Source organism: Streptococcus sp. 2020WUSS089 (genome assembly GCF_044427405.1).
Classification (GTDB): Bacteria; Bacillota; Bacilli; order Lactobacillales; family Streptococcaceae; genus Streptococcus; species Streptococcus hashimotonensis.
Window position 1 is genome coordinate 198,948 of the sequence record NZ_JAOTGD010000001.1, and the last position, 25,982, is coordinate 224,929.

25 protein-coding genes, 1 tRNA gene and 1 pseudogene are annotated in these 25,982 nt (G+C 41.4%); 9 read left to right on the top strand and 18 right to left on the bottom strand.

Going from position 1 to position 25,982, the window contains the following annotated elements; genetic code table 11:
* Positions 1-22 precede the first annotated feature (22 nt).
* Complete coding sequence (trpX, locus tag ODU46_RS00950; RefSeq protein ID WP_398579082.1) at positions 23-1,024, bottom strand: tryptophan ABC transporter substrate-binding protein; 1,002 nt, start codon at positions 1,022-1,024, stop codon at positions 23-25.
* A gap of 829 nt (positions 1,025-1,853) precedes the next feature.
* Between trpX and ODU46_RS00955 the strand changes: the two genes are divergently transcribed.
* Positions 1,854-3,512, top strand: coding sequence for an NFACT family protein (locus tag ODU46_RS00955; RefSeq protein ID WP_398579083.1), 1,659 nt, complete (start codon positions 1,854-1,856; stop codon positions 3,510-3,512).
* Between the two features lie 25 nt (positions 3,513-3,537).
* Here ODU46_RS00955 and budA read toward each other — a convergent pair whose 3' ends face one another.
* The 3 genes from budA to ODU46_RS00970 are packed head-to-tail and all read right to left on the bottom strand — an operon-like array spanning position 3,538 to position 6,643.
* Positions 3,538-4,254, bottom strand: a complete 717-nt coding sequence (gene budA, locus ODU46_RS00960; protein ID WP_029172203.1) for an acetolactate decarboxylase — start codon at positions 4,252-4,254, stop codon at positions 3,538-3,540.
* A gap of 3 nt (positions 4,255-4,257) precedes the next feature.
* Complete coding sequence (locus tag ODU46_RS00965; RefSeq protein ID WP_336372092.1) at positions 4,258-5,487, bottom strand: tetratricopeptide repeat protein; 1,230 nt, start codon at positions 5,485-5,487, stop codon at positions 4,258-4,260.
* Positions 5,477-6,643 carry an AI-2E family transporter gene (locus ODU46_RS00970; RefSeq protein ID WP_002935690.1) on the bottom strand — a complete coding sequence of 389 codons (1,167 nt, stop codon included), beginning with the start codon at positions 6,641-6,643 and terminating at the stop codon, positions 5,477-5,479. Before ODU46_RS00970 ends, ODU46_RS00965 begins: the two co-directional genes overlap by 11 nt.
* Before the next feature lie 135 nt (positions 6,644-6,778).
* Here ODU46_RS00970 and ODU46_RS00975 point away from each other — a divergent pair, with 135 nt between their 5' ends.
* Together ODU46_RS00975 and ODU46_RS00980 are read left to right on the top strand one after the other, a co-directional pair.
* Positions 6,779-7,783: a lactonase family protein gene (locus ODU46_RS00975; protein WP_208573818.1), complete on the top strand. Its 1,005-nt coding sequence runs from the start codon at positions 6,779-6,781 to the stop codon at positions 7,781-7,783.
* A 63-nt stretch (positions 7,784-7,846) separates the two neighbouring features.
* On the top strand, positions 7,847-8,032 hold the full coding sequence (locus ODU46_RS00980; protein ID WP_002935693.1) for a hypothetical protein: 186 nt from the start codon (positions 7,847-7,849) through the stop codon (positions 8,030-8,032).
* Positions 8,033-8,064: 32 nt separating this feature from the next.
* Here ODU46_RS00980 and ODU46_RS00985 read toward each other — a convergent pair whose 3' ends face one another.
* Complete coding sequence (locus tag ODU46_RS00985; protein WP_398579084.1) at positions 8,065-8,706, bottom strand: HAD family hydrolase; 642 nt, start codon at positions 8,704-8,706, stop codon at positions 8,065-8,067.
* A gap of 327 nt (positions 8,707-9,033) precedes the next feature.
* A complete protein-coding gene (gene eno / locus ODU46_RS00990) occupies positions 9,034-10,341 on the bottom strand; it encodes a surface-displayed alpha-enolase (RefSeq protein ID WP_002935704.1) in 1,308 nt (435 codons plus the stop codon).
* 149 nt (positions 10,342-10,490) lie between these two features.
* Between eno and ODU46_RS00995 the strand changes: the two genes are divergently transcribed.
* Positions 10,491-10,943: a DUF1694 domain-containing protein gene (locus ODU46_RS00995; protein ID WP_024377924.1), complete on the top strand. Its 453-nt coding sequence runs from the start codon at positions 10,491-10,493 to the stop codon at positions 10,941-10,943.
* 9 nt (positions 10,944-10,952) lie between these two features.
* Here the strand turns inward: ODU46_RS00995 and ODU46_RS01000 are convergent, their stop codons facing one another.
* Together ODU46_RS01000 and ODU46_RS01005 are read right to left on the bottom strand one after the other, a co-directional pair.
* Entirely contained in the window at positions 10,953-11,180 is a 228-nt protein-coding gene (locus ODU46_RS01000) for a hypothetical protein (protein ID WP_398579085.1), read from the bottom strand.
* Complete coding sequence (locus ODU46_RS01005; protein ID WP_114866365.1) at positions 11,171-12,298, bottom strand: glycerate kinase; 1,128 nt, start codon at positions 12,296-12,298, stop codon at positions 11,171-11,173. Before ODU46_RS01005 ends, ODU46_RS01000 begins: the two co-directional genes overlap by 10 nt.
* A 107-nt stretch (positions 12,299-12,405) precedes the next feature.
* Between ODU46_RS01005 and ODU46_RS01010 the strand changes: the two are divergent.
* Positions 12,406-13,055: pseudogene (locus ODU46_RS01010) on the top strand (HAD family hydrolase).
* Between the two features lie 173 nt (positions 13,056-13,228).
* On the opposite strand, the gene serB reads toward ODU46_RS01010, so the two are convergent.
* The 8 genes from serB to ODU46_RS01050 form a co-directional block, all read right to left on the bottom strand.
* Positions 13,229-13,864 (bottom strand): phosphoserine phosphatase SerB, encoded by a 636-nt coding sequence (serB, locus tag ODU46_RS01015; RefSeq protein ID WP_024406868.1) that lies wholly within the window; start codon positions 13,862-13,864, stop codon positions 13,229-13,231.
* A 51-nt stretch (positions 13,865-13,915) separates the two neighbouring features.
* Positions 13,916-15,640 (bottom strand): septation ring formation regulator EzrA, encoded by a 1,725-nt coding sequence (gene ezrA / locus ODU46_RS01020; protein ID WP_024385447.1) that lies wholly within the window; start codon positions 15,638-15,640, stop codon positions 13,916-13,918.
* A gap of 88 nt (positions 15,641-15,728) precedes the next feature.
* A complete protein-coding gene (gyrB, locus tag ODU46_RS01025; RefSeq protein WP_024385448.1) occupies positions 15,729-17,681 on the bottom strand; it encodes a DNA topoisomerase (ATP-hydrolyzing) subunit B in 1,953 nt (650 codons plus the stop codon).
* Positions 17,682-17,862: 181 nt separating this feature from the next.
* Entirely contained in the window at positions 17,863-18,402 is a 540-nt protein-coding gene (locus ODU46_RS01030; protein WP_015647132.1) for a DJ-1 family glyoxalase III, read from the bottom strand.
* 13 nt (positions 18,403-18,415) lie between these two features.
* On the bottom strand, positions 18,416-19,645 hold the full coding sequence (locus ODU46_RS01035; protein ID WP_029694034.1) for an FtsW/RodA/SpoVE family cell cycle protein: 1,230 nt from the start codon (positions 19,643-19,645) through the stop codon (positions 18,416-18,418).
* Between the two features lie 513 nt (positions 19,646-20,158).
* Positions 20,159-20,401, bottom strand: a complete 243-nt coding sequence (locus tag ODU46_RS01040; RefSeq protein WP_012027466.1) for a type B 50S ribosomal protein L31 — start codon at positions 20,399-20,401, stop codon at positions 20,159-20,161.
* Positions 20,402-20,519: 118 nt separating this feature from the next.
* Positions 20,520-21,548 (bottom strand): FAD:protein FMN transferase, encoded by a 1,029-nt coding sequence (locus ODU46_RS01045; RefSeq protein ID WP_114866362.1) that lies wholly within the window; start codon positions 21,546-21,548, stop codon positions 20,520-20,522.
* Complete coding sequence (locus ODU46_RS01050) at positions 21,535-22,479, bottom strand: bifunctional oligoribonuclease/PAP phosphatase NrnA (RefSeq protein ID WP_114866361.1); 945 nt, start codon at positions 22,477-22,479, stop codon at positions 21,535-21,537. Before ODU46_RS01050 ends, ODU46_RS01045 begins: the two co-directional genes overlap by 14 nt.
* Positions 22,480-22,573: 94 nt before the next feature.
* Between ODU46_RS01050 and ODU46_RS01055 the strand changes: the two genes are divergently transcribed.
* The 4 genes from ODU46_RS01055 (at position 22,574) to ODU46_RS01070 (ending at position 24,980) form a co-directional block, all read left to right on the top strand.
* The gene (locus tag ODU46_RS01055) at positions 22,574-23,035 is read left to right on the top strand and encodes a flavodoxin (RefSeq protein WP_012775265.1); all 462 of its coding nucleotides are present in this window, start codon (positions 22,574-22,576) and stop codon (positions 23,033-23,035) included.
* A 141-nt stretch (positions 23,036-23,176) separates the two neighbouring features.
* The gene (gene rpsN, locus ODU46_RS01060; RefSeq protein ID WP_002940393.1) at positions 23,177-23,446 is read left to right on the top strand and encodes a 30S ribosomal protein S14; all 270 of its coding nucleotides are present in this window, start codon (positions 23,177-23,179) and stop codon (positions 23,444-23,446) included.
* An 81-nt stretch (positions 23,447-23,527) separates the two neighbouring features.
* Positions 23,528-23,806 carry a chorismate mutase gene (locus ODU46_RS01065; RefSeq protein WP_105184144.1) on the top strand — a complete coding sequence of 93 codons (279 nt, stop codon included), beginning with the start codon at positions 23,528-23,530 and terminating at the stop codon, positions 23,804-23,806.
* Positions 23,796-24,980, top strand: a complete 1,185-nt coding sequence (locus tag ODU46_RS01070; protein ID WP_398579086.1) for a chloride channel protein — start codon at positions 23,796-23,798, stop codon at positions 24,978-24,980. Before ODU46_RS01065 ends, ODU46_RS01070 begins: the two co-directional genes overlap by 11 nt.
* A gap of 106 nt (positions 24,981-25,086) precedes the next feature.
* Here the strand turns inward: ODU46_RS01070 and ODU46_RS01075 are convergent.
* Together ODU46_RS01075 and ODU46_RS01080 are read right to left on the bottom strand one after the other, a co-directional pair.
* A tRNA-Arg gene (locus tag ODU46_RS01075) sits at positions 25,087-25,158 on the bottom strand.
* Positions 25,159-25,423: 265 nt separating this feature from the next.
* Positions 25,424-25,543, bottom strand: a complete 120-nt coding sequence (locus ODU46_RS01080) for an LPXTG cell wall anchor domain-containing protein (RefSeq protein WP_181728904.1) — start codon at positions 25,541-25,543, stop codon at positions 25,424-25,426.
* Between the last annotated feature and the right edge of the window lie 439 nt (positions 25,544-25,982).

Consider the following 25,982-nt stretch of genomic DNA (forward strand, 5'->3'; position numbering starts at 1 on the left):
ATTTTTCCTTTTCTCTTATCTCTTATTCGATAACCTTGCTTGCTTTACTAATCACATCATCTGACAAGGTAATTCCTAATTCTTTAGCAACTTTTTGGTTAACGACAACGGTTCCTTCGTTAAAGATTTGTACAGGTGTATCCGATGGATTGGCACCATCAAGAATTTTTGCAGCCATCTTACCAGTTGCCACACCCAAGTCATATTGGCTAAGGGTAACAGATGCAATACCTCCACCTTCTACCATGTCTTCTACGCTGGTGAAAATTGGAGTTTTGGTTTTATTTGCCACAGATACGACAGTTGAAAATGCTGAAGCAACTGTGTTGTCTACTGGTGTAAAGAGAACATCTGCTTTACTACTTGCGACCTCTACTGTCGCTGCAATTTCATTACTAGAAGCAACTGCATATTCAAGAACAGTATAGCCAGCCTCTTCTGCTGCTGCCTTAAATTCCGCTACTTGAATTTTTGAATTGTCCTCATTTGAAGAATAGAGGACACCGATAGTTTTAGCGTCTGGTGTAATTTCTTTAATGAGAGAAACTGCATCTGCTACTGGTGTCTGGTCAGATACCCCTGTGATATTTCCACCAGGATTTTTCAAATCCGTCACCAGGTTGGCTCCGACTGGATCTGTCACAGCTCCCATGATAATGGGTAATTCTGTGGTTGCATTGGCAAGACCTTGTGCAGCAGGTGTTGCGATACCAATCAATAATTCATTGCCATTGTCCACCAATTTTTTACTCATGGTTTGAACTTGGGATTGATCACCCTCAGCATTCATAAAATCAATCTCCAGATTGTCTGTTGTAGAATACCCACCTTCTTCTAGTCCAGCCTTAATTCCCTTGTAAATCTCATCTAGTGAATCATGCGTCACAAACTGCAGAACTCCAATTTTAACTTTTTCTGTGCTATTAGATGAATTGTTCTGTTCTTTTTGCGTCAAAAACAGGGCAGCAACTACCATAACAGTGAGAGCAACAATTGTAGCAAGTAAATTTTTATTTTTCAACATATTCATTCTCCTTTAAAAATACACAATATTCAATCTCTATATCATCAATATATTATCCCACCATCGCCATCGTTTCATCATGATTACCTCGTTTTGTTAATAATTGTCAAAGTAGATTGCTTTTAGATTAGGAACGGAGGCGCAGACATAACTTGAGTTAGGCAAGCCGAACGTGACGCAATATAAAAGTAATCTACGAAGACAATGGAAAAGCCCCCGCATATTGAAAAACAATACGCGAGGGCGTCAATGACACGGTGCCACCTCACTTATGGGAATTGTCTAGAATCCTCCCATATCTCATCTCCTCTAACAAGGAGTTGCACTGTAAGGTGTGCGGACCGAACTATCATTGTTTTAAGTTCATTTGCGTGACTGTTTCGGCTGAAACCTTCGTTAGCTCTCCTTGCTATACCGCTAGTATAAGCTGCGTCGACCTGCCTCGTACTCAGCCAAAACAGTCTACGCAAAGTATGCTATGCCAAACAATCCTTGTGAATTTAGGTCATTTTAGGACTAGGCAGTCGGGTGAAGGCAGTACTGGTGGTACGGCAAGACCGACTAACGACGTCATAAAATAAACATAAATACACATCAGCCCATTTCATAAAACTCCGCCACCCGTTCCCAGTACCACAGGCTCCCTGAAGACTTCTGCTTTACTACTTCTTCTGATTACAGACGATTATACGGCATCCATCAATCTTTGTCAATACTTTTGATTAAATTTTCAGAAAATTTTTCTTCCGGCTCCGTGCTGGGTCTCATCAAAAAATCTATGAAATATGATATACTAGACTGAGTTATAGCGATTAGAAAGAGGAAAACCATGTCTTTTGACGGATTTTTTTTACATCACATGACGGCTGAGTTAAGGGCCAATTTAGAAGGCGGGCGGATTCAGAAAATCAACCAGCCCTTTGAACAGGAAATTGTCCTCAATATCCGCAGCAACCGTCAGAGCCACAAGTTGCTCCTATCCGCCCACTCGGTCTTCGGTCGGGTTCAGCTGACCCAGTCAGACTTTACCAATCCCAAGGTTCCCAATACCTTTACCATGATTCTGCGGAAATATTTGCAAGGTGCCATTATCGAGGACATTCGTCAGTTGGACAATGACCGCATCCTAGAATTTTCGGTATCCAACAAGGACGAGATTGGCGACCATATCCAAGCTACCTTGATTGTGGAAATCATGGGCAAGCACAGCAATATCATCTTGGTGGATAAGTCTGAACAGAAGATTATCGAGGCTATCAAGCACATTGGTTTCTCGCAAAATTCCTACCGGACCATCTTGCCAGGCTCGACCTACATTCGTCCACCGGAGACGCATTCTCTCAATCCTTACACGGTATCTGACGAGAAATTATTTGAAATCCTATCGACTCAGGAACTGAGTCCAAAAAATCTCCAACAGGCCTTTCAAGGTTTGGGTCGGGACACAGCTTCTGAACTGGCCAGTCATTTGCAGTCAGACCGTCTGAAGAACTTCCGTGCCTTTTTTGACCAGGCAACACAGCCTAGCCTGACAGACAAGTCCTATGCTGCTCTGCCATTTGCCAATAGCCCTGAAAACCAGCCACACTTTGAGAGCCTGAGCAGTCTGCTGGACTTCTACTATCAGGACAAGGCGGAGCGGGATCGGGTGGCCCAACAGGCCAATGAGCTGATCAAGCGGGTGGCCAGTGAGTTAGAGAAGAATCGCAAGAAGCTGGTCAAGCAGGAGCAGGAATTGGCGGATACGGAGACGGCGGAGTTGGTGCGGCAAAAGGGCGAGCTCTTGACCACCTATCTGCATCAGGTGCCCAATGATCAGCCGAGCGTGATTTTGGACAACTACTATACAGGCCAGGAGCTGGAGATTGAGTTGGATGTGGCTTTGACTCCTAGCCAAAATGCCCAGCGTTACTTCAAGAAGTACCAGAAACTCAAGGAGGCGGTCAAGCACCTGACCAACTTGATTGAAGAAACCAAGGCAACCATCATCTATCTGGAGTCCGTTGATACCATGCTGGGACAGGCTAGTCTGGCAGAAATCGATGAGATTCGCGAGGAATTGATTGAAACAGGTTACCTCAAGCGTCGCCACCGTGAGAAAATCCATAAGCGTCAGAAGCCTGAGCGATACTTGGCGACGGACGGGAAGACCATTATTCTGGTAGGAAAAAATAACCTGCAAAATGATGAGTTGACCTTCAAAATGGCAAGGAAAGGCGAACTCTGGTTCCATGCCAAAGACATTCCAGGCAGTCATGTGGTCATCACAGATAACTTGGACCCAAGTGACGAAGTCAAGACAGATGCGGCTGAATTGGCCGCCTACTTCTCCAAGGCTAGACATTCCAACTTGGTTCAAGTCGATATGATAGAAGCTAAGAAACTGCATAAGCCAACAGGTGGCAAGCCAGGATTTGTGACCTACCGCGGTCAGAAGACCCTCCGCGTCACCCCAACTGAAGACAAAATAAAATCCATGAAAATCTAGTTCATGGATTTTTCTGTATTGAAATCTACTCCGCCTTATCAATATCTTCTCTGACTTCCTTGGCATTGAACTTAGCGAAAAGATACTGGCGGTCTTGGACTGGAAAGCGTTGATCCAGCTGATCGACTGGTCCCACTTCCACCATTCCTTCTGAAATAATATAGTCCATGACATGACCCCCAAAGGTCAAATCATCTGAGATAAAATGCAAATGATAGCCCGCCACGCTGACCCCGTGGAAAATTTCTGGCGTCCAAATACCAACTATGGTTCCCGAAATGTTCTCAGCGGTATACTCAGGCTGGCGACTAGCCACTTCCGCAAAACGGACATCCGAAGCCGATTTGGGAATCATGCGGACATGCATCCGAGCGAAAGTCCCCTTGATTTTGATGGAGCGAAAGAGATTTTCCCCATCATAATAGGATTCAATTCGCTGATGCAATTCCTCATGAGTCATTTCAAAGCGTTGTTTGAAAATGACTTCTGCCTCATGGAAAATGACCGCCGCATAGGGGACCTTCATATCAGCAGGAACTTCAACCACTTCTGGTTTTTCCCCTGCTCCCTTGGCCTGATAGGCCTTTCCATCCAAGACAATCAGCTCGCCGTCAATGGAATCCAGGGTTCCCAAGCCCAAATCACCATGTTCCAACAATTCACCAACCGTCAAGGAGCCGCCATACAGTCCAGCCATCAAGGCACCGAGTGTATTGTATTGAAATAATCGATTTACTTGCATAACCTACTCTTCATTCAAAAATTCTTGCATGGCTAAATCGTCTGGCACCAATTGGATATAGCGACTAGCTTGCTCTTTTGCCTCATCCAAGCGACCAAGTTGACGTAAAACCGCTACGTAATCAGCTAAAAATTCAGGATTCTCAGCCAATTCTCCGGCCAATTCATCGTAAAGCTCAATAGCTTCATCATCTCTTTCTAGAGCTTGATAGGCTTTGGCCACATTCCAGCGAGCTAGAACGTTATCTACCTCTTCATCAAATAAAGCCATAACCTCTTCAAATCGCTCCTGTTCAAGATACAGATTGGACAAACGTAGAGCTAGTTCGTTACTATCATCTGCCACCTCTTTTGCCCGTAGAAGATAATCTTCTGCCACCGCCTCGTCATGCAATTCATAGGCATACTGAGAAGCCTGGAGCAAGAGATTGGCATCAAAGTCATTTTTAGCCAAGCCTTTTTGTGTCATAACCAAGGCTTCATCAATCTTATGCTCGGCATGAAGCGACTGAGCATAGGCATATTCATAGCCCTCAAAATCAGGATTGATGGTATCCAACTGCTTGAAATAGAGATTGGCTTTTTGGTATTCTTCTCGTTCAAATAGCAGAGCTGCCAATTCAAAGACCGTCTGATCATCGTATTCCAACTCAACAGCTTTTTCCAAAAATTCAATGGCCGCTTCAAATTTCCCTAAACTTGCATAGGCAATACCAATTCTCTGATAGGTGGAAACTCCCGTTAATTCGTAGATTTCACGATTGTCTAACTGGGCATAATAGGAAATAGCCTCATTAAAAAGCTCCAGTTCCATATCCAATTCTGCTAAGCCAAAAAGGATGATGGGTTCATCTGATAAGTGACTTGCTTCCAACAATTTTTCACGCGCCACATCCGACAAGCCTTCTGCCTGATACAGGTCCGCCTTGACCAACAAGGCTTCCACATAGACAGGACTGTCTTCCGAAATTTCCTCCAAGTATCCGAAAGCTTCTTCAACCAAGCCATCTTCAAAAGCAATCTGAGCCAGATTGATCAGTACTTCGGGAAATTCTTCTTTGACCTGTTCATAGATTTGTCTAGCCTGTGGGAAAAAACCAATGCCTTCTAAGTAGGCTGCCAAGGACAAAAGCGTTTCACTATCATCTTGCGCCAAGGCGCGCTTGAAATACTTATCTGCCTTATCTAAATCCTGTTGGTCCAAACAAACCAACATTTTTTCACTATTGTTCATTCACAACCTCATTTTCTTCATCTTCATACAAACTACTGTGTGCCTTGTACCACTCAAATGCCGCTTTCACTAAAACCTTAATAGAGGCATATATTGGAATTCCCAGAAGAACTCCTAGGACACCGTACATCTGACCAGCTGTCAATAATACAAATAAGATGGTAATCGGATGAATACTTAGGGAGCTTCCGATAATCAATGGTGTCACAAAACGACCTTCTATAGTCTGCTCAATCATAAAGACTACTAAAACCTTTATCAGCATGATTGGACCAGCAATCAATCCTAAAATAACAGCTGGAATCATGGCCAAGAAAGAACCCAAATACGGAATTAGATTGAGGAAACCAGCCATCACCCCCAAGGTTATTGGATAGCTAAGACCAATGATTGAGAACATCACTGAGAACATCAGGGCAACAATAATCGCAACGGTCACCTGACCACGAACATAGTTTGATAATTGCCCATTCACATCTGATAGTACTGTTCCAATCGGTTCTCTCCACTTGGTTGGTAGATATTGGGTGATGTGTTTATTCAAATACTGACCATCCCGTAACAGATAAAAGAGAATAAAAGGCATAATCAAAATAGCAACAATAATCTGTGAGGCGGTTGAAATCAAATTACTTGCCCAATTCACAGCGCTTGAAGAAAACTTCTGAGCATAGGCAACGATCTGATCATTGACCTTATTTAACATCTCCAGAGCTGTTGGTCTAAATTGTTCAAAGCGCTGATCCTGTAGGAGCCCAGTTACCTGTCCTTCGATTTTCTGGATATTCGAAGGAAGATTTTGCGCAAAAGATGTCACTTGCTCTTGAATACTCGGAATTGCCACCGCCAGTCCCCAGATAATGAGAAGACTGATTAAAACAAAGAGAATGGAAATACCAACTGTACGAGAAATTTTATGCTTTTCCATCCAGTCAACCATCGGATTTAATAGGTAATACAAAAGACCTGTTAAAATCATCGGTAACAATACAATTTCTAAAAAGCTTCCTATTGGTCTGAATAAGAAACTAATTTTACTAAAAATAAATATGGTCAAAAAAGTCAGCAAGGTTACTAATAAAAATGTCACCGCTTGGCTATTCAAAAACAAGCGGAAAAACCAAGTCAGACTAAATTTTTGATGCTTATCCTCCATCTAATACACTCCTAGTCTTTTTTTCTATTGTAACATGGAGAAAGGATTTTTGTAAAAATCAACTACAGAATTTATACGACTTTCTCAGAAAAACATGGTATAATTTTATCAATCATTTCCAAAAAGGAGAATCCTATGACTATCTATTTCGGTACCTACACAAAACGTGAATCAAAAGGAATTTATAAAGCAAATTTTGACTCTGAAACAGGACAACTTAGGAATCTAGAATTGGTCACTGAAGAACCTAACCCTACCTACCTTGCCTTTGATAAGGCCGGACATCTATACTCCGTCGGCGCTGAAAATGGTCTAGGAGGTATCGCTGCCTTTAATGCTGACTATACCCTACTCAACCATGTTGTATCAGAGGGCGCACCACTTTGCTATGTCGCTGTAGATGAAGCAAGAGATTTAGTTTATGGCTCCAATTTCCACAAAGGGCAACTACTTGTTTATAAACGTTTGGCGGATGGTTCACTAGAATTAGCTGATATCGCTCAACACGAAGGATCTGGGCCGCACGAAAACCAAGCTTCCGCTCACGTTCACTTTTCTGATTTGACGCCCGATAAATTTTTAGTAACCTGTGATTTAGGATGTGATCAAGTGGTAACCTATAAGGTATCTGACCAAGGAAAAGTAGAGAAAATCGCAACCTATCAGGCTGCACCAGGAAGTGGTCCACGTCACATTGTCTTCCATCCTGTCGCAAAAATCGCCTATCTCATCTGTGAACTCAATTCAACTATTGAGGTGCTTATCTATGACGGCTGGGGACAATTTGAACACCTACAAACTGTCTCTACTCTCCCAGAAGACCATACTGGTTTCAACGGTACTGCCGCTATTCGCATCACAAAGGATGGTAAATTTATTTATGGATCCAACCGCGGAAACGACTCTATCGCAGTCTACAAAACGCTTGCTGATGCCAGCTTAGAATTAGTTGAAATCGTCCCAACAAATGGAAAAACTCCTCGCGATTTCACGCTTAGTCCTGATGAAAAGCATTTGATTGTTGTCCATCAAGATTCTGACAATGCAACTGTATTCGAAAGAGATGCCGAAAATGGCTGTTTGACTGAGCTTTCACACGATTTCTATGTTCCTGAAGCAGTTTGCGTTACATTTTTATAAGTCGTTTCAGTTGTGAAATCCGTCCAGTTTTGGTTTAATAGTCTCATAGGAGGTGATTTCAACATGAATCCAGTAGATCTTTTTAACCAAGTAAAAGAATTGATTGCAAACAAAGACTTTGATGGTGCAAAACAATTTATCGAAGAAAACAAGGACCAATTCGGTGAATACTTGGAACAAGCAAAAGGCTTGTTATCAGGTTCTGAAGGTGTTAACGGTCTTTTAGATAAAGTTAAAGGCTTGTTCTAATACATGTAAAAACTAGGCTGAGAATGTTCAGTCTAGTTTTTTGTTTGTTCAAAAATATTTGTTATCTCTTGCAATGAAGGAATTACCCAATCACTCTTCAATTTTTCATTTTCACTGGCATGCTTCCCAAAACCTGTCAGTATCCGTACAGTCCACATTCCCAAAGATTTAGCAGGTAGAATATCATTATCATACCTATCCCCGACATAGGCAACTCTATCTGTAGGGATATTTGCTTTTTGCAAGGCAAGTGTGAAAATAGTTGTATCTGGTTTAGATAGCCCAACCTCTTCAGAGAGGATGATGAGTTGAAAATACGACTCAATTCCCCACTCTTTAAGCAGTTCTCTAATACTACTAGACTGATTGGCAATAATCCCCAAACGATAGTTTTGTGATAACTTCTCTAGAGCATCTATTGTTTCAGGATACAGGCTCACACCCTTATTTGTCCACAAAGGACGTGGCTCAGTCGGTGCAAAATATTGCCAGGTCGCACGAATGGGGTCCAGTGACTTATGAGCATACTCCACCATTTTCTTTTTATAAGAATCTGATGAAACCTCTATATCCAGAGACTCTAACTTCTTCACACACTTGTCTATATAATAACCATAAGCAGCCTCTTCATCTAAAAGCGTCGAACCCAAATCAAAAAATATCCACTCTATCATCCCACTCTCCATCTCTTTTCAAAATGAGAATACTTAAGTTGATATGCCTTTTTAGAATATCATTTTATCAATATCAAGACAAAGAAAACTCCCTAGAGAGTTTTGCTGTCCCTCACTTTGTTAGCCCGAAAATAAATTAGCACACTGTACGACGAAAAAACAAGTCTGGAGCTTTCCAGACTTGTTCTTACTATAGCCCTCGCTATACTAGCTCGGGGATAAAACAGTCTCCCAGACATTGAAAAACAAGTCCGAAAATTTTCGGACTTGTTCTTACTATAACCCTCGCTATGCTAGCTCGGGGATAAATTAGTACACTGTACTAATTTATTTTTTCAAGTTGTAGAATGAGTTCAAGCCTTTGTAGACTGCAACTTCACCAAGTTGATCTTCGATACGAAGCAATTGGTTGTATTTAGCGATACGGTCTGTACGTGACAATGAACCAGTCTTGATTTGGCCAGCGTTAGTTGCAACTGCGATGTCAGCGATTGTTGAATCTTCAGTTTCACCTGAACGGTGTGATACAACGGCAGTGTAGCCAGCTTCTTTAGCCATTTCGATAGCTTCAAATGTTTCAGTAAGAGTACCGATTTGGTTAACTTTGATAAGGATTGAGTTAGCAGCACCTTCTTTGATACCACGTGCAAGGTAGTCAGTGTTTGTTACGAAGAAGTCGTCACCAACCAATTGAACGCGTTTGCCAAGACGCTCAGTAAGAGCTTTCCAGCCATCCCAGTCGTTTTCATCCATACCATCTTCGATAGTGATGATTGGGTATTTGTTAACCAATTCTTCAAGGTAGTCGATTTGTTCTGCAGATGTACGAACAGCAGCGCCTTCACCTTCGAATTTAGTGTAGTCGTAAACTTTACGCTCTTTGTCGTAGAATTCAGATGACGCACAGTCGAAACCGATCATGATGCCGTTTTCGCCAGCTTCGTAACCAGCAGCTTCGATAGCTTCGATGATTGTTTCAACACCGTCTTCAGTTCCTTCGAACTTAGGAGCGAAACCACCTTCGTCACCAACAGCTGTTACCAAACCACGAGCTTTCAAGATTTTCTTCAAAGCGTGGAATACTTCAGCACCCCAACGAAGACCTTCTTTGAATGAAGGAGCGCCAACTGGCAAGATCATGAATTCTTGGAAAGCGATTGGAGCGTCTGAGTGAGAACCACCGTTGATGATGTTCATCATTGGAGTTGGCAATACTTTAGTGTTGAATCCACCAAGGTAAGTGTAAAGTGGCACTTCAAGGTAGTCAGCAGCAGCACGCGCAACAGCGATAGAAACACCGAGGATTGCGTTTGCACCCAATTTACCTTTGTTAGGAGTACCGTCAAGAGCGATCATAGCGCGGTCGATAGCTTGTTGATCACGAACGTCAAAACCGATGATAGCGTCAGCAATCACGTTGTTCACGTTGTCAACAGCTTTTTGAGTACCAAGACCAAGGTAACGAGATTTGTCACCGTCGCGAAGCTCAACTGCTTCGTGCTCACCAGTAGAAGCTCCTGAAGGAACCATACCACGTCCGAAAGCACCTGATTCAGTATAAACTTCAACTTCAAGTGTAGGGTTACCGCGTGAGTCAAGGACTTCGCGAGCGTAAACATCAGTAATAATTGACATTATATTACTCTCCTTTGAGTTTAAAATTGTTACATAGCTATCATACCCTAAAAGAAGGGATTTTTCAAGAAAAAACAGGTTATTTTACTGAAAGAAATAATGTAAACGCCTTCCTTTTCAAAGTTAACTGAGTATGTTATACTGAAACCATGAACGATTTAAATACTACCATACTACAGAAAGCCTCTGGCGAAACACGATTGAATCCAGATGAACAACGTCTATACATGGGAACCTATCGCGAACGGGTTGTCCTGCTCGTTTCCTTTGACGATTTGAGTAGTGAAGTCGTCGGAAATAAGTTCGATACAATTTGCCAAAAACTAGCAAACAGCTACTCTCCTCTATTCCTCAAACTCTCGCCAGCCCTGTCTGACAAGCAACAAATTTCACTACTAAAAATTGCTCAGAACTTCGGCATTACTACCGCTATCATCGATGAAAAAATAGGACAGTCTCCCTACGCACTTGTCTTTCACACAAATCACGCTGTGGATAATGAAGAAGTTAGCTTAGAATCTATATTTCCAAATCTTATCTCAAAACCAGAAGAAAAAAAGGAAGATGCAAAACCTTCCTTCTGGAAAAAATTATTTGGTTAGACTTATTTATCAATAAAGCAGTATAAATATTAAAGTAAAAATAATACAGGTTAGACAAAGGATTCCCAGCAATCTGCCTCTTTCATTTTTTTCATTGAAAAAGAACATTGCTCTATTTGCCTTTATTACATCCGTTTCCATTCCTCTTTCTTTTTCGGAAAGTCTCAAAACGGATACTAGTTTTGCAAGACCAATAAAAATAAATAAGATAATAGCCATATATTTTACTAATGCCATCTTTGTTGGCCTCCTAACTGAAGAATTCTTGCCACCTGTTCTGCCGTGCGGACCAGGTTTTTTTCTGCTTTTTGAAGCGTGTCCTCCAAACTTTCAACGCTTGCAATGATCGGAAAAGCGGCGCAGATATTTTCAAAAGGAAACTCGGGAAGATCGTCTTTGAGGCTACCACAAATTGCAATGATGGGAATCCCAGTCGGCGTACGTCTAGCTACTCCTATCGGAGTCTTCCCTGATAAGCTTTGAGCATCCATCCGCCCTTCTCCGACCACAACCAGATCCGCTTTAGCAACACGATGATCAAAGTCCAACTGGTCCAAGACAAAGTCGATGCCTTTTTGAATGCGAGCACCAGCAAATTGGACTAAACCTGCTGCCATACCTCCTCCAGCACCCGCTCCAGCTAAATCGAGTAGCATTGGATTAACCAATTTATAAAAGGACTCCATTTTCTTGTCTACTAGTTCAAATTCAGCAGAGGCAAGACCTTTCTGACCTGCAAAAACAAATGTGGCTCCCGCTGGTCCACAAAGCGGATTCTCCACATCCGTTACCAAATCAATCCTGACCTGAGATAAATCTACCAACATATCCTCTGTGGAAAAGCTGACAATCTCCCCGATATGAGCTCCAATTGCCTCTACTTCTTTTCCCTCTCGATTATAAAATTTCACTCCTAAACCTGCCGCCATTCCGATACCACCATCATGACTGGCAGAGCCACCTACTCCTATAAATATGCGTTTAACACCATTTTGAACGAGCTCTACAATCAGCTCCCCAACCCCTTGTGTCTTAATAAAGAGAGGACTCCTTTTTCCATGCGGGATACTTGCCAGCCCTACAATCTCAGCCATTTCAAAAACCGCAAGATCATCTTTAACCGCATAGGAAACCTTAATTTTATCGCCAAATGGACCTGTCACCCAAGTCTGGGTTACATCCAAGGATAAGGCCTGCATTAGACTCTCAACTGTCCCTTCGCCACCATCTCCTAGGGGAATTAAGTCATACCCTGCTTGTGGATAAACCTTAGAAAATCCTTTTTTAATCGCTTCAGCAACCTTTGTAGCTGAAAGAGACTCTTTAAATGAATCCGGAGCAATGAGAATATGCATGATACTAACCTCCTTTATATTGTTAGTATATCACGCTACTATTCAGCTTTCAATAAATCTTTTCTGTTTTTCATCGTCTGTGTTATACTGAAAGAAAGGAGATAAGTATGTATCAAACTATATTATTTGACTTAGATGGAACTCTTACTGATTCTGGACAAGGAATCTTAAACTCCGTCGCCTACGCACTAGAAAAAATGGGAATTGAAGAACCAGATACAGCCAATTTAAACCGATTCATCGGCCCGCCACTCTATGAATCTTTTTCACGATTCTACCAACTCAGCCCTGAAGATACACAAAGTGCAGTTGACGCTTTCCGTGTCTATTTTAAAGAAAAAGGAATGTTTGAAAATCAACTCTATCCTGGAATCATCCCTCTGCTTGAAGAATTGAGAACAGCTGGAAAAACACTAGTAATTGCTACCTCAAAGCCAGAAATATTTGCCAAACAGATCCTAGAACATTTTGGTATTGCTCACTACTTTGATGTCATTGCCGGTGCTAGTCTGGATAGTAGTCGCATCAGTAAGGCGGACGTCATCGGCTATGCTATAAATCAATTGGAAGCATTTCCAAACCATGCTGTAATGATTGGAGATAGGGAACATGATATTGAAGGAGCACGCAAACACCAACTTCCCGCCATCGGTGTTCTTTACGGCTATGGGAACAAACAGGAATTTGAAAAGGCTGGGCCACCATGATAGTCGAAACCGTCCAAGATTTGAAAAGGATTTTACTGACAACAGAATAAAGAGGCTGGGCAAAAAGACCAACCTCTCTTCTCAGGGTTCGTGTCAACATCTCAGCGCAGTGGTTGATTGGCAGATTTGTTCGTGTTTTACACTCCAAATCTGACCTAATCAACTGTGCGGGGGCGGGAAGACGAACTCTTTTTTTGACTAGTCGAGTTCTTTCTCGCTCCCATTATTTACTATCTAAAATCTCTATTAGTTTATAGAGATTTTTTTCATTTATTTGGTAGGGCGCCTGTTCTTGGACAATCGGTTTAGCACAGAAAGCTACTCCAATTCCTGCTCGTTGAATCATTGGTAGATCATTTGCTCCATCCCCCATGGCAATCGTTTGAGATAGACTCAGCCCATTTTCTGTCGCCCATTCTTCTAAACATGCTTTTTTAGTATCTTTCGTTACAATTTCACCCAATACTTGTCCCGTCAATACTCCATCTACTACTTCTAATCGATTAGCCCGAACATAGTCTAACTCTAACTGTGCAGCTAGTCGATCGACTGTTTCATGAAACCCGCCTGAAACGACTGCTACCTTATAGCCTCGCATTTTTAATTCTGAGACTAATTCTGCTGCTCCAGGCGTAAAGTGGATTTTTTTGATAATTCGATCAAACACAGAAACAGGCAGTCCCTTTAACAACGCCACACGTTCACGTAAGGCTTCTTCAAAATCCAATTCCCCACGCATAGCACGTTCGGTAATTGCTGCAACTTGCGCTCCTAAGCCGGCCTCTTCTCCAAGTAAATCTATTCCTTCTTCCAAAATTAATGTTGAATCAACATCCATAACTAATAATCCAGTTGTCATTTCCGATATTCCTTTCAAAGTATAAAAATAAAAAGCCAAATGGCTTTTTATCTAGTAGCGAATAGCTTCACGTGTTTTTTCGTATGAACGTACAAAACGCTCTGTTACACCAGGTTCAACTGTTTCCAAAGCAAATGAAATTTCTTCAAATGCTGCTTGGTAATCAAAATCTTTTTCAAAAATTGATAATGAACGGTTAAATGCTTTTTGCACACTTTCATCGAATGAACGATAACGGTTAGAGTATTGTAGCAACTGCTCTGTTAAAGTCGCATTTTGCACAATCAAATACGCTAACTCTTCCAATTGATTCATATCATACGTTGCATTTTCCAACAAACGGTTAACAACTTCGATATTGATTCGTTTATAGTCTAACTCGGCAATCAAGGCTTCCACATGATCGCTCGTTCTAAAGAAGTTTGTTAAAAATTCAGCTGGAATTCCTGGAAGGTTGCGTTTTTCCATATAACGCTTAAGGGTATGCAATTTGTTGATATAAAGTGTAGCTTTCTTACGCGCTGTGCTCTCTGACAATTCTTGTGATTTAAGATAGTCAGCTAAAACAAGCTGCTCCTCTTCGATTTCTTTCAAGCTTGCCAATGAATGGTCCAAACGCTCTTCCAAAATAGAATATGCAACCTGTGGATTTTCAATGTCCTCCACACTTTCTGTAACAACAATTTCAATCGATTCCAAACGAGCTTTAAGCTGATTGATCCGTGAAAGTTTGCTATCTGCCAGCAAGTAAGTTGCGTTTAGGCGTTGGCTTTCCTCATCCAAGAGCTGTGTATTTTGGACAACATGCTCCAAGAATTTTGGCAAGTTTTTACTAATCTTAACAGCTTCCTTATTCGCTTCGATTTCACGATTAAAGACTTTATACAAATGATCAATTTTTGCTTGAATTCCCTCATTTTCAGCTTCTGCCGCATCCAAATCAAAGGAAACAATCAAAGCAGTATTTTCACGAATTGAAACGCGAATATTTTGGAACTGTGACTCGATGTTAGCTTCTGTGAACAAATAATTCTGCTCAACCAGTTTCCGATAACCCGACTCCAAATCTTCCAATTGCTCTGGGAAATCTTTTGTAACTCGTTCAATCAAACTTGGAATGCGATCCATGATTTGATTGAGAGCAATCATATGCTCTTCAGTCTTATCAAGGATTTCAGAAGCTTCAATCGGATCACCTGAGGAATTGAGCATCACAAATTCAGAAAACTCAACTTCAATATTTTTCAATTGTTTCTCAAGTTCTGGTAGTGTCTCACCGTAGCTATCTGGATTTTCACGAACAGCTTCCTGTAAACTATCGAACAAGTTTAACGCATGTTTTACGCGACCAGAGTTTTTCTCTTCTTGCTCCTTCAACTCCATCAAACCATGACGGATAGAGGCGATGTCTTCTTCAATTAAATCAATTTGGCTTTCGATACTGTCGATAGCATTCTTTGCACTCACAAAGCGAAAGGCATTGTTATAGCCTTCTGCCTCAAAGATATGATTTTCAATGTCGGCAAATGAATTGAGCGACAAATCAACCCATTTTTGATTCCATTCACGGAATGACACCTGACTTTGACCAATCAAATGAAGTGCTTTGACAGCTTCTACTTCTTCATTAACTGGAAGGTTAAATAGCTCTTCCTTACGTTCTTCCAATGCAACCAAAAGGTTGTCATTTCGTTTACGAACAATCAGGCAAGCTACATAGGCAATGATTAAAATAATAACAATCGAAACGATTAAGATGATTGTTCCTGTAGGCATGTAAATCTCCTTAGCTCATAGTAATTACTAGAAAATATCGCTTAATTATACCATAAATCTCTAGTATATGCACTTGTTTTTTTAGTTTTTAGACATCCAATGTTGAATAAACAGCATTTTCCTCGATAAACTCTCGACGAGGTTCAACCTTATCCCCCATTAGCATGTCAAAAATCTTATCGGCTTCTGCCGCATCATCAACTGAAACGCGTGCCATGAGACGATTTTCAGGATTCATCGTAGTTTCCCACAACTGATGATCATCCATTTCTCCCAAACCTTTGTAACGTTGAATCGTTGGCTTGGACCGTCCCGTACTATGTCTTTCTAAGGCATCTTGCAATTCTTGCTCTTGATTAACCCCAGGTTGAATATATTCTTTTATCTCACTTCCAACCTTGATACCGTAAATAGGTGGTTGAGCGATATATACGTATCCCGCTTCTACAACAGGACGCATGTAGCGGTAAAATAATGTCAGAAGGAGTGTCCGAATATGGGCACCATCGACATCGGCATCTGTCATAATGACTAATTTTTGATAACGTGCCTTGCTAACGTCGAAATCCGCACCAAAGCCAGTTCCCATAGCTGTAAATAGACTACGGATTTCTTCGTTGGCCAAAATCTTGTCCATGCTGGCTTTTTCTACGTTCAAAATCTTACCACGAATCGGTAAAATAGCCTGAAATTCACGGTCGCGACCGGATTTAGCTGAACCACCGGCTGAGTCCCCCTCAACGATGAAAAGCTCTGTCTTCGTTGCATCATTTGAGGAACAGTCCGCTAACTTACCTGGGAGGTTTGAGATCTCAAGACCCGATTTCTTACGAGTTACCTCACGCGCACGCTTAGCAGCAATACGGGCCTTGCTTGCCAAGATCCCTTTTTCAACAATCCGTCTAGCAATCTGTGGATTTTCCAAAAGAAATTCTGCAAAGGCATCAGAGAAAAGGCGGTTGGTAATTTTGACCACTTCACTATTGCCAAGTTTTGTCTTAGTTTGTCCCTCAAATTGAGGACCTGGGTGCTTAACAGAAATGACCGCTGTCAAGCCTTCACGCACATCTTCACCAGTCAAATTGTCCTCATTTTCTTTGAGAATTTTATTTTTCTTGGCGTAGTCGTTGATAACACGTGTCAGAGCTGTACGGAATCCTTGCTCATGGGTACCACCTTCATGCGTGTGAATATTGTTGGCAAAACTAACTACGTTTTCATGATAACTCGTTGTATATTGCATGGCAACCTCAACGGTAATATCATCCATTTCACCTTCTGTATAGATAGGAGTCTCAAAAATGACATCCTTGTTCTCATTAAGATACTCAACGTAGGAAGCAATACCACCTTCGTAGTGATATTCCTTTGTTTGCTCTACTCCCTCACGTTTGTCCGTAATAGAGAGATTTAAACCACGATTTAGGAAGGCCAATTCTTGGATCCGCTTATTTAATTTTGCAAAGTCGAACTCAGTCGTCTCAGTAAAAATTTCTGGGTCAGGTGTAAAATGTACAGTTGTACCAGAACGGTCTGTTTCTCCAATAACCTCCAAATCTGCAACGACTTCACCTCGTTTATACTCTTGGAAATAGACCTGACCATTTTTGTAGACATGAACGTCTAGCTGAGTAGATAGGGCGTTTACGACTGATGAACCTACGCCGTGCAATCCCCCTGAGACCTTATAACCGCCTCCGCCAAATTTACCACCTGCATGGAGCACTGTAAAGACAGTTTCTACCGCTGGACGACCAGTTTTTTCCTGAATATCTACCGGAATACCACGTCCATTATCAATAACCGTGATGGAGTTATCTGGCTCAATATAAACTTCAATTTTATCCGCAAAACCAGCCAGCGCCTCATCGATTGAGTTGTCGACAATTTCCCAAACCAAGTGATGGAGACCTTCTTTAGATGTTGAGCCGATATACATCCCTGGACGCATTCGAACAGCTTCAAGACCTTCCAAGACTTGAATCTGACTGGCATCATATTCTTGAGCCTTCTCTTGTAAATCTTTGATTTCTTCTGTCATTTCTTTTCCTTATTTTCTATTTGTTGCTCCTTAAAAATAGAAAAGCCAATCCATCTGGATAAAAGCGAGACATATTTTTAGAGCAAAAATCATTCTAACGAATACCCTTTATTATACCATATTTTCTAATATTTTGATAGAAAAAAGAAGAGGAAACATTAGCTCCATCTTCTTCATTACTTTAACTATGATAAACCATTGTTTGAGCTAGGCTTTCCCCATCTCCACCAAATAAATCAACCAATTTATAGGCGAAATCCAAACTTGTTCCAGCGCCTCGGCTAGTGATAATTGGACCATCAACGACCACATCCTCTTCCAGATGAATACCTGACGGAATGTCTTTTTCTTTCCCTGGGAAACATGTATAGTGACGACTATCTAACAAACCAGCCTTATCCAAAACAATTGGTGCCGCACAAATTGCTGCTACTGATTTTCCTGATGCAACCGCTCTTTGCAATTCCGTAATCAGTGACTCTGAATCTCTAAGGTGAACAGAACCCGGCATTCCTCCTGGTAAAACAATCAGATCAAAGGAAGACAGGTCTCCATCAAAGACTTGGTCAGTTTGAACACGAATACCGTGCGATCCCTCCACTTCATGACTATCTAAACCAACAATCTGACAGTCAAAATGAGCTCGACGAAATACATCTACAGGGGCCAATGCTTCGATTTCTTCAAAACCATCGGCTAAAACAACCGCAACTCTTGTCATATAAACCAACTTTCTAACGTTTTATCGTAATTTTCCTATAGCGACGGGATCGATTTATTTCCTTCTCATCAGCTAGTCGTGACTGATACCCCATTGACAGCACTAGACCGACACCAATCAGATTTGAAACCATGGACGAACCACCTTGGGAGATAAACGGCAAAGGAATACCTGTCAAAGGTAACAAACCAGTTGCAGCGCCAACATTTTCAAACACATGGAACAACAGCATCATGATATAGCCAGTTGATATGTAAGTGTAGTATCGATTGTTTGACTTCAACGTTACCCGCAGCATTCGATAAATGAGCAACAAGTATAGTCCAATCAATACCGTCCCTCCAATAAAGCCAAAATCCTCGCCAATCACCGTAAAAATCATATCACTTTCTCGAACAGGGATAAGAAGATTTGTTTTATTGAAACCTAGTCCTTTTAAGCCACCACTTCCGATAGCTATCAAACTTTGAGCTTGCTGGTAGGTCGTTGATTGGGCATTTTTAAAGGGATCAAGCCAGGCTGCAATACGATTGATTTTATAAGTATCCATCCCCAAATTGTGGAGGAATGTTGTTCCACCAGGAGAAATAAAAATCAGCATAAATCCACCAACCAAAACGATCCCCGTTAAGGCAGTCGGTAATAGAATTTTCCAAGAAACTCCTGATAATAGAAGCATTCCGCTAAAGATTGCTACAAATACTAAGGAAGTTCCTAAATCTTTCTGTAAGGCCAACAAAATCAGGACAGGGATAGTAAACAGTGTCATATAACCAATCAACATAAAATCCTCACGAATTTTTCGATTTGGATAATACTTATGAAAGGTAACAATCACCCTTGACAACATAATGATGTAGGCTATTTTCATAAATTCGGATGGTTGGAAAAGAGTCATTCCACCAATCGTTACCCAGTTTTTTGCTCCCGTTGACGCTACTAAGTCTGGACTGTAGAAAAACAAAGGCAATACCATAAGTCCTAGCCCAAGTACGTACAAGTAAGGTGTGATTTGCCACAGAAACTTAGTGGAAAAGAACATGACCAAAAAAGCTGCCACTGTTCCAATTCCTATCCAAGCAATTTGTTGACCAACCATCTGTACAACATTATCCGGATAATCTTGACTAACCGCAATGTAGAGAGAAATAATCCCCACAACTAATAAAAAAAAGACCGGTAAAATAAGTGAGTAGTCTACTCGACTATCGATTGTGCCCCTATTTTTCATCAATTTCCTCATACTTTCACTTCAAATTCTTACTCGTTCCATTATAGCAAAAATCATCTCTCATTGAAACTAAAAATCTAGTTACATCTGAGGGGATACGATTTATACTCAACGAAAATCAAAAGTAGCCTAGGAAACGAAGTCGAAGATAGAACTGGAGTTCATCAAGGCAAGTTGACAACGGATAATTTTGATTTTCGAAGAGTATTACTAGTGCACAAATCATAAAATACGTATATCTTCATACCTTCGAACAGGCGAAATATAATGCTTTACCTTCACACACCCCATAAGTTTGCTCAATTCATGAGTATGTAAACCAATGGCAATCATTTTGGCAATCACGCACCAAAAAAGCCCTCTCCAATTTCTAGAGGCAAAGAAAAAATGGCTGAAAAGTTTGTCCAATTTTTGGGAATGTAACGCCCGGCCGTTACCATTTCCGTTACTTTTTCAAAAAGAAAACCATTCCCATAGCTCGGGAATGGCTTAAAATCAACGTTTCTAACGCTTCTATAACGCTGATTATTTGAGACCGTATTTTTTGTTGAAGCGATCCACACGTCCATCTGCTTGAGTGAACTTTTGACGTCCAGTATAGAATGGGTGTGAGTCTGATGAAATTTCCACACGGATCAATGGGTAAGTTTCACCTTCGAATTCAACTGTTTCGTTAGATTTCTTAGTTGAACCGCTAAGGAACTTGTAGCCAGTAGTTGTGTCCATGAAGACAACAGTGCGATATTCTGGATGGATATCTTTTTTCATTTTAAAATTCCTTTCTGCCATGGACTCTTTCCGAGCCATAGATTATAACCATTTAAGTTTACCAAAAGTTTGTTCTTATGGCAAGTCTTTTTACCTATTTTTTTAATATTTTTTCAAGTTATAGTACGGAAGCACCTGAAGCAAGGTCAGAAGTTACTCTGGCGCCAAATCCTCCTCTTGAAGGACTGCCCAAGCTATCAGAAATCCTTTCTTTACCAGCAAGAACTTTCTCAGAAAGCCCTGAGGTCACTAGAATCCTGCCATCCAGCCCAATCAGAACCGACTCGATACCATCAGTTTCTTCTACCATCTTATAAATCCGAGTTATTTCCTGACCAAACAGTCGAGTCGTCCAAATCTCACCATCAACAGATTGTTTGGACACAATGGTCAAACTAGCCAGCTGCGACTCGATTGGATAGCCGGTCTCGGGACTCAAAATATGATGATAGGTCTTTCCATTCACGGTAAGGGTTCTTTCGTAAATACCAGAGGTGACTACCGATTCTTCTCCTATTTTGAGGACGAGGGCATTTTCACCACGTGGTTTCTGAGGATCCTGTATACCAATTCGCCAATAGCCATCGGCATTGTGAGGAGCTTGACCAAAGGTCAGGACGTTGCCACCCAGGTTAATCAGTCCAGCCTCCACACCTATTCTTTTAAGGAAGTCGACAATCTTATCTGCCACATATCCTTTAGCAAGAGCACCCAAGTCGATCGCCATGCCTTCTTTTTTCAAATAGACTGTCTGCTCCTCATCATCTAATTCAATGTCCCTTGGATTGATGAGTTGGAGTTTTTCACTGATCATTTCTTGGGTTGGAAGTTTGGCATCACTAAATCCAATCCGCCAGCTTTGCACAAGGGGACCAATGGTAATATTCAAAAAAGATCCCTGAGCCAGACTGTGTTCTTTGCCCAACTTAATCAATTCATACAAGTCATCAGCAACAGGAACCGCCTGAACACCTGCATTGAGGTTGACCTCCATCAATTCAGAAGTCAAGTCATTGGCAGAAAAGCGGTCCTTGTAGAGATAGAGAAGCTCTTCTACCTGATCCAAAATCGGTTCTGCCTGAGGATGCCATATTCTGGTTTCAATGATGGTTCCCATAAGACGAAGGGAACGACTACTTGCTTGCATTCCTCACTACCTCTTGGATTTCTTGGTATATTTGTTCATTTTCGGAGAGTGAATAAGAATTAGCACCACTTGCTAGTGGGTGGCCACCGCCATCGTGGCGTTTGGCAATCTCGTTGATTGGAAGATACTTGCTGCGCAAACGGACTCTGTAATTTCCGTCAGTTTGTTCCACAAAAATCCCCCAAGATTGAACGATTCCAATCCGTCCTGGTGCTCCTACGATAAAGGAAGTGTCCGCATCGGTCACGCCATATTTTTCGAGAATATCCTGTGTCAAAACGACACGTGCCGCACCATGTTCATCCACTTCCAAGTTGTCGTAGACGTAACCTGTCAACTTGGCAATCTTGAAATCAATGGTATCCATCTGACGAGACATCCTTGCAAAGTCAAAATCTTCTTGGCGGAGACGAGCGACAATCTCAAAGGTGCGCGAGCTGGTTGCTGGATAGAGAAAGCGGCCTGTATCGCCCACAATTCCTGCATAGAGTAGACGAGCAATCTCTCCATCTAGTTCCAGTTGGCTCTGGATGGCCAGTTCCGCAATCATTTCACTGCATGAACTGGCTTCCGTATTGACCCAGAGCAGGTCGCCATAAGGCTCTTCGTTGGGGTGATGATCGATTTTAATCAAGAAATCTCCTTGAACATAGCGGTCGTCATCCACACGCGCCGTATTGGCAGTGTCTGTCACGATAACCAAGGCTCCTTGATAGTCTTGGTCTGCAACTACGTCCATTCCTGCCATCCAAGCAAGATTTGGTTCCTCAAAACCAGTTACCTTGATGGTTTTTTCAGGAAAATTCTTCTGCAAGAGTTTCTGCAAGCCAACTTGACTACCAATGGCATCCGGATCTGGTCGTTTATGTCGATGAATAATAATCGTGTCGTATTCGTGAATTTTTTCAATAATTTTACTGTAAATTGTCATAGCAACTCCTTTTCATCATTTTAGCATAAACTTCCCCTTTTGAAAATGATGGGAGTGTGGTATAATGGAATTACTATGTAATTTGGAGGAAATTATGGCACTAGCAAAAATAGTTTACGCTAGTATGACTGGTAACACAGAAGAAATTGCTGACATCGTCGCCAGTAAGCTAGAAGAATTAGGCTTGGAAGTACAGGTTCACGAATGTACGACTATTGAAACAGAAGAAATCTTGGATGCGGACCTCATCGTGGTAGCCAGCTACACCTATTCTTACGGTGGAGACGGTGAGCTTCCAGATGAAATTGTTGATTTCTATGCTGACCTAGCGGACTTAGATTTGACTGGTAAGGTCTACGGTGTTTGTGGTTCTGGCGATACCTTCTATGATGACTTCTGTAGTGCAGTAGATGACTTTGATGTCATGTTGGGTTCACGTGGTGCAACTAAGGGTGCCGAAAATGTTAAGGTAGACCTTGCCGCTGAAGATGAGGATATTGTTAATCTTGAGCAATTCGCGACAGACCTTGTTGCAAAATTAGATACAATGAATTAACTGACAAACAGACTGGCTTATCAATAGGTCTAGTCTGTTTTCTTTTAGCCTTTTATTAAGATTGTACACCTATTGTTTGCAATCTTTATTTTTTTGATATATAATTAACTGGTTAAGTTTTTTTAAAAAAAGGAGAATTTTATGGCTAAAAAATCAAAAATGGCACGCTATCAGAGGCAATTGGAATTAATCGAACGTTATGCAGATTTGCGAAAAAGTCTCAAAGAAAAAGGTGACTATCAAGCACTTCGAAAATTGCCTCGCGACTCAAATCCAAATCGACTGAAATACCGCGACAGGACCGATGGCCGTCCGCATGCTTATATGCGAAAATTCGGTGTGAGTCGGATTACCTTCCGTGAATTAGCCCATCTTGGTCAACTTCCTGGAGTAAAAAAAGCAAGTTGGTAACTTCCTCAAACAAGGCTAGTATTCTGCCTTGTTTTTTGCTATACTAAAAAACAACTGAAACAATATACGGAGGTCTATAAGATGAATTTGGATTGCATCCGCGAACAGATTAACACGATTGATAGCCAATTGGTTGAACTACTTGAAAAACGAATGGAGTTGGTCGACCAAGTCACAGCCTACAAACGAGCAACAGGTAAGCCTGTTTTGGATACCAGCCGAGAAAATGCTGTCCTTGAAAGAGTTGGAAAATTAGTTCAAAAGGAGGATTACCGCTCTGCCATTCAAGCAACCTTTAGCGATATTATGGCCCAATCAAGAGCCTATCAATCTTCCAAGTTAGCGAAACATGAGGAATAAGATGAAACAAGCCATCCAACTCCTTTTCTTTTCTTGCTTAATTGGAGCCGGTGCAGGAATTATCACCACACTTTTTGGGAAAATTCTACTAGGAGTTGGAGACTTACGATCTGAATATTTTACTTTTCTAATCCCCTTTCTACCACTTGTAGGGGTGTTGATTGTTTTCATTTATCAAAAATGGGGGAGGGAAGTCCAAGCAGGCATGGGCTTAGTCTTCAAAGCTGGACAAGGTGAGAATGTGCAAATTTCTCCAGTTCTCGTTCCGCTCATCATCTCTACAACTTGGCTCAGTCATCTTTTTGGTGCTTCCGTTGGTCGCGAGGGGGTAGCTGTCCAACTTGGAGCCAGTCTCTCACACTGGTTAAAAAAACATGGTTTCACACACTTGCCCAAAGACATGGTAACAAAGATTGGTATGGCCGCAGGTTTTGCTGGGCTATTTCAAACACCATTGGCTGCTAGTTTCTTTGCCATTGAGGTTTTAATCGTTGCCCAATATTCTTGGACTAGTCTCCCCTATTGTCTAGTTGCCGCTTTCACGGCTTCTACTACTTCCCATTTACTGGGATTGGAGAAATTTTCGTATGCCATCGCGACTACCTCATTCCATTTTACAGATAGCTTCAAATGGCTTCTAATTGCCATCTGCTTTGGAGTTGTCGGTAATTTATTTGCTTGGTTTCTGGCGCAAGCAAAAAGCATCTCAACTCGATGGCTTCCAAATCCTTACATTAAAATAGCTATCATGGGAGTTGGACTGACCATTCTACTATTTTTCTTCCATCAAGGTCGTTATGCTGGTTTGGGGACCAATTTGATTGATGCCAGTCTAGCTGGGGAACAGGTGTTTGCTTACGATTGGCTACTAAAACTCCTACTAACCTGTCTTTGTTTGGCTGCAGGTTTTCAAGGAGGCGAAGTTACTCCACTCTTTGCGATTGGAGCAAGTTCTGGGGCTGTTTTAGCAGGATTACTAGGTCTACCAACTGAACTTGTTTCAGCCCTTGGCTATTGTGCCGTATTTGGAACAGCCACCAATACCTTACTGGCTCCCCTCTTCATTAGTTGTGAAGTATTCGGTGCTAATATCCTGCCCTATGCTATTCCTGTACTTGCCATAGCCTATCTTATAAACAGAAAACAGACTATTTATGGGGTGCAGGTGAGATGAACTATTGGATTCATAGTTTGCCCCTTTCTTGCCCCTCGCTCACATTTTAGAAAAAAACAAAACCCTTGAAAACATTGATATTTCAAGGGTTTTTGTTGTATTTTTATCTCCCCTGCAGGAATCGAACCTGCAACTAATTCTTAGGAGGAATTTGTTATATCCATTTAACTAAGGGAAGTCTGCCTCTCTATTGTACCCCAGAAGAGAGCAGATTGCAAGAGTAGATTATACTAGCAATACTACCATGATAAAAAGTTAATGATAGTTCACTACTTGCTACTTCTGTAATAATCTTCCTCTACCTTCTTTATAATTATCACTATATTTCATTGGTTTTACCAATGAATCTTTTCACTACATATTTCAATCACATAAAAAAATAGCGAAGCTTCCTCAAAAAGGAAACTTCGCTATTTTGGATTTATTTTCCGAAATAAACTAGATTATTTCACACTATCTTGTTCTTCCTCTTCTTTTTTACGGCGTTTATACAACCCACCAAGAAGAAGACCTGCCCCAAGGATTCCAGCCCAAGCTGAAGACTGTTCACCTGTATTTGGCAATACGCCTTGTCTACGTGGAGTTTGAGACTGACGAGATGGAGTTGATTCTGACTCAGAAATTGATTCAGAGACTGATTCAGAAAGGGATTCGCTTACCGACTCGGAAATGGACTCTGAGACGGATTCTGAAATCGACTCGCTGACTGACTCGGAAATTGACTCAGATGTAGATTCCGAAATAGATTCGCTCACTGACTCTGAGATAGACTCGCTAACTGATTCTGAAAGGGACTCAGATGTAGATTCGGAAATCGATTCACTTACTGACTCGGAGATAGATTCAGATACGGATTCAGAAATAGATTCGCTGACCGACTCGGAGAGGGATTCAGATGTAGATTCGGAAATAGATTCGCTTACTGATTCTGAGATAGATTCACTTACCGATTCTGAGATGGATTCTGAGACAGATTCAGAAAGAGATTCGCTAACTGACTCG

Excerpts from the sequence above, each read along its gene's own strand:
- trpX (WP_398579082.1), bottom strand. The coding sequence starts at position 1,024 with ATGTTGAAAAATAAAAATTTACTTGCTACAATTGTTGCTCTCACTGTT.
- ODU46_RS00955 (WP_398579083.1), top strand. The coding sequence starts at position 1,854 with ATGTCTTTTGACGGATTTTTTTTACATCACATGACGGCTGAGTTAAGG.
- budA (WP_029172203.1), bottom strand. The coding sequence starts at position 4,254 with ATGCAAGTAAATCGATTATTTCAATACAATACACTCGGTGCCTTGATG.
- ODU46_RS00965 (WP_336372092.1), bottom strand. The coding sequence starts at position 5,487 with ATGAACAATAGTGAAAAAATGTTGGTTTGTTTGGACCAACAGGATTTA.
- ODU46_RS00970 (WP_002935690.1), bottom strand. The coding sequence starts at position 6,643 with ATGGAGGATAAGCATCAAAAATTTAGTCTGACTTGGTTTTTCCGCTTG.
- ODU46_RS00975 (WP_208573818.1), top strand. The coding sequence starts at position 6,779 with ATGACTATCTATTTCGGTACCTACACAAAACGTGAATCAAAAGGAATT.
- ODU46_RS00980 (WP_002935693.1), top strand. The coding sequence starts at position 7,847 with ATGAATCCAGTAGATCTTTTTAACCAAGTAAAAGAATTGATTGCAAAC.
- ODU46_RS00985 (WP_398579084.1), bottom strand. The coding sequence starts at position 8,706 with ATGATAGAGTGGATATTTTTTGATTTGGGTTCGACGCTTTTAGATGAA.
- eno (WP_002935704.1), bottom strand. The coding sequence starts at position 10,341 with ATGTCAATTATTACTGATGTTTACGCTCGCGAAGTCCTTGACTCACGC.
- ODU46_RS00995 (WP_024377924.1), top strand. The coding sequence starts at position 10,491 with ATGAACGATTTAAATACTACCATACTACAGAAAGCCTCTGGCGAAACA.
- ODU46_RS01000 (WP_398579085.1), bottom strand. The coding sequence starts at position 11,180 with ATGGCATTAGTAAAATATATGGCTATTATCTTATTTATTTTTATTGGT.
- ODU46_RS01005 (WP_114866365.1), bottom strand. The coding sequence starts at position 12,298 with ATGCATATTCTCATTGCTCCGGATTCATTTAAAGAGTCTCTTTCAGCT.
- serB (WP_024406868.1), bottom strand. The coding sequence starts at position 13,864 with ATGACAACTGGATTATTAGTTATGGATGTTGATTCAACATTAATTTTG.
- ezrA (WP_024385447.1), bottom strand. The coding sequence starts at position 15,640 with ATGCCTACAGGAACAATCATCTTAATCGTTTCGATTGTTATTATTTTA.
- gyrB (WP_024385448.1), bottom strand. The coding sequence starts at position 17,681 with ATGACAGAAGAAATCAAAGATTTACAAGAGAAGGCTCAAGAATATGAT.
- ODU46_RS01030 (WP_015647132.1), bottom strand. The coding sequence starts at position 18,402 with ATGACAAGAGTTGCGGTTGTTTTAGCCGATGGTTTTGAAGAAATCGAA.
- ODU46_RS01035 (WP_029694034.1), bottom strand. The coding sequence starts at position 19,645 with ATGAGGAAATTGATGAAAAATAGGGGCACAATCGATAGTCGAGTAGAC.
- ODU46_RS01040 (WP_012027466.1), bottom strand. The coding sequence starts at position 20,401 with ATGAAAAAAGATATCCATCCAGAATATCGCACTGTTGTCTTCATGGAC.
- ODU46_RS01045 (WP_114866362.1), bottom strand. The coding sequence starts at position 21,548 with ATGCAAGCAAGTAGTCGTTCCCTTCGTCTTATGGGAACCATCATTGAA.
- ODU46_RS01050 (WP_114866361.1), bottom strand. The coding sequence starts at position 22,479 with ATGACAATTTACAGTAAAATTATTGAAAAAATTCACGAATACGACACG.
- ODU46_RS01055 (WP_012775265.1), top strand. The coding sequence starts at position 22,574 with ATGGCACTAGCAAAAATAGTTTACGCTAGTATGACTGGTAACACAGAA.
- rpsN (WP_002940393.1), top strand. The coding sequence starts at position 23,177 with ATGGCTAAAAAATCAAAAATGGCACGCTATCAGAGGCAATTGGAATTA.
- ODU46_RS01065 (WP_105184144.1), top strand. The coding sequence starts at position 23,528 with ATGAATTTGGATTGCATCCGCGAACAGATTAACACGATTGATAGCCAA.
- ODU46_RS01070 (WP_398579086.1), top strand. The coding sequence starts at position 23,796 with ATGAGGAATAAGATGAAACAAGCCATCCAACTCCTTTTCTTTTCTTGC.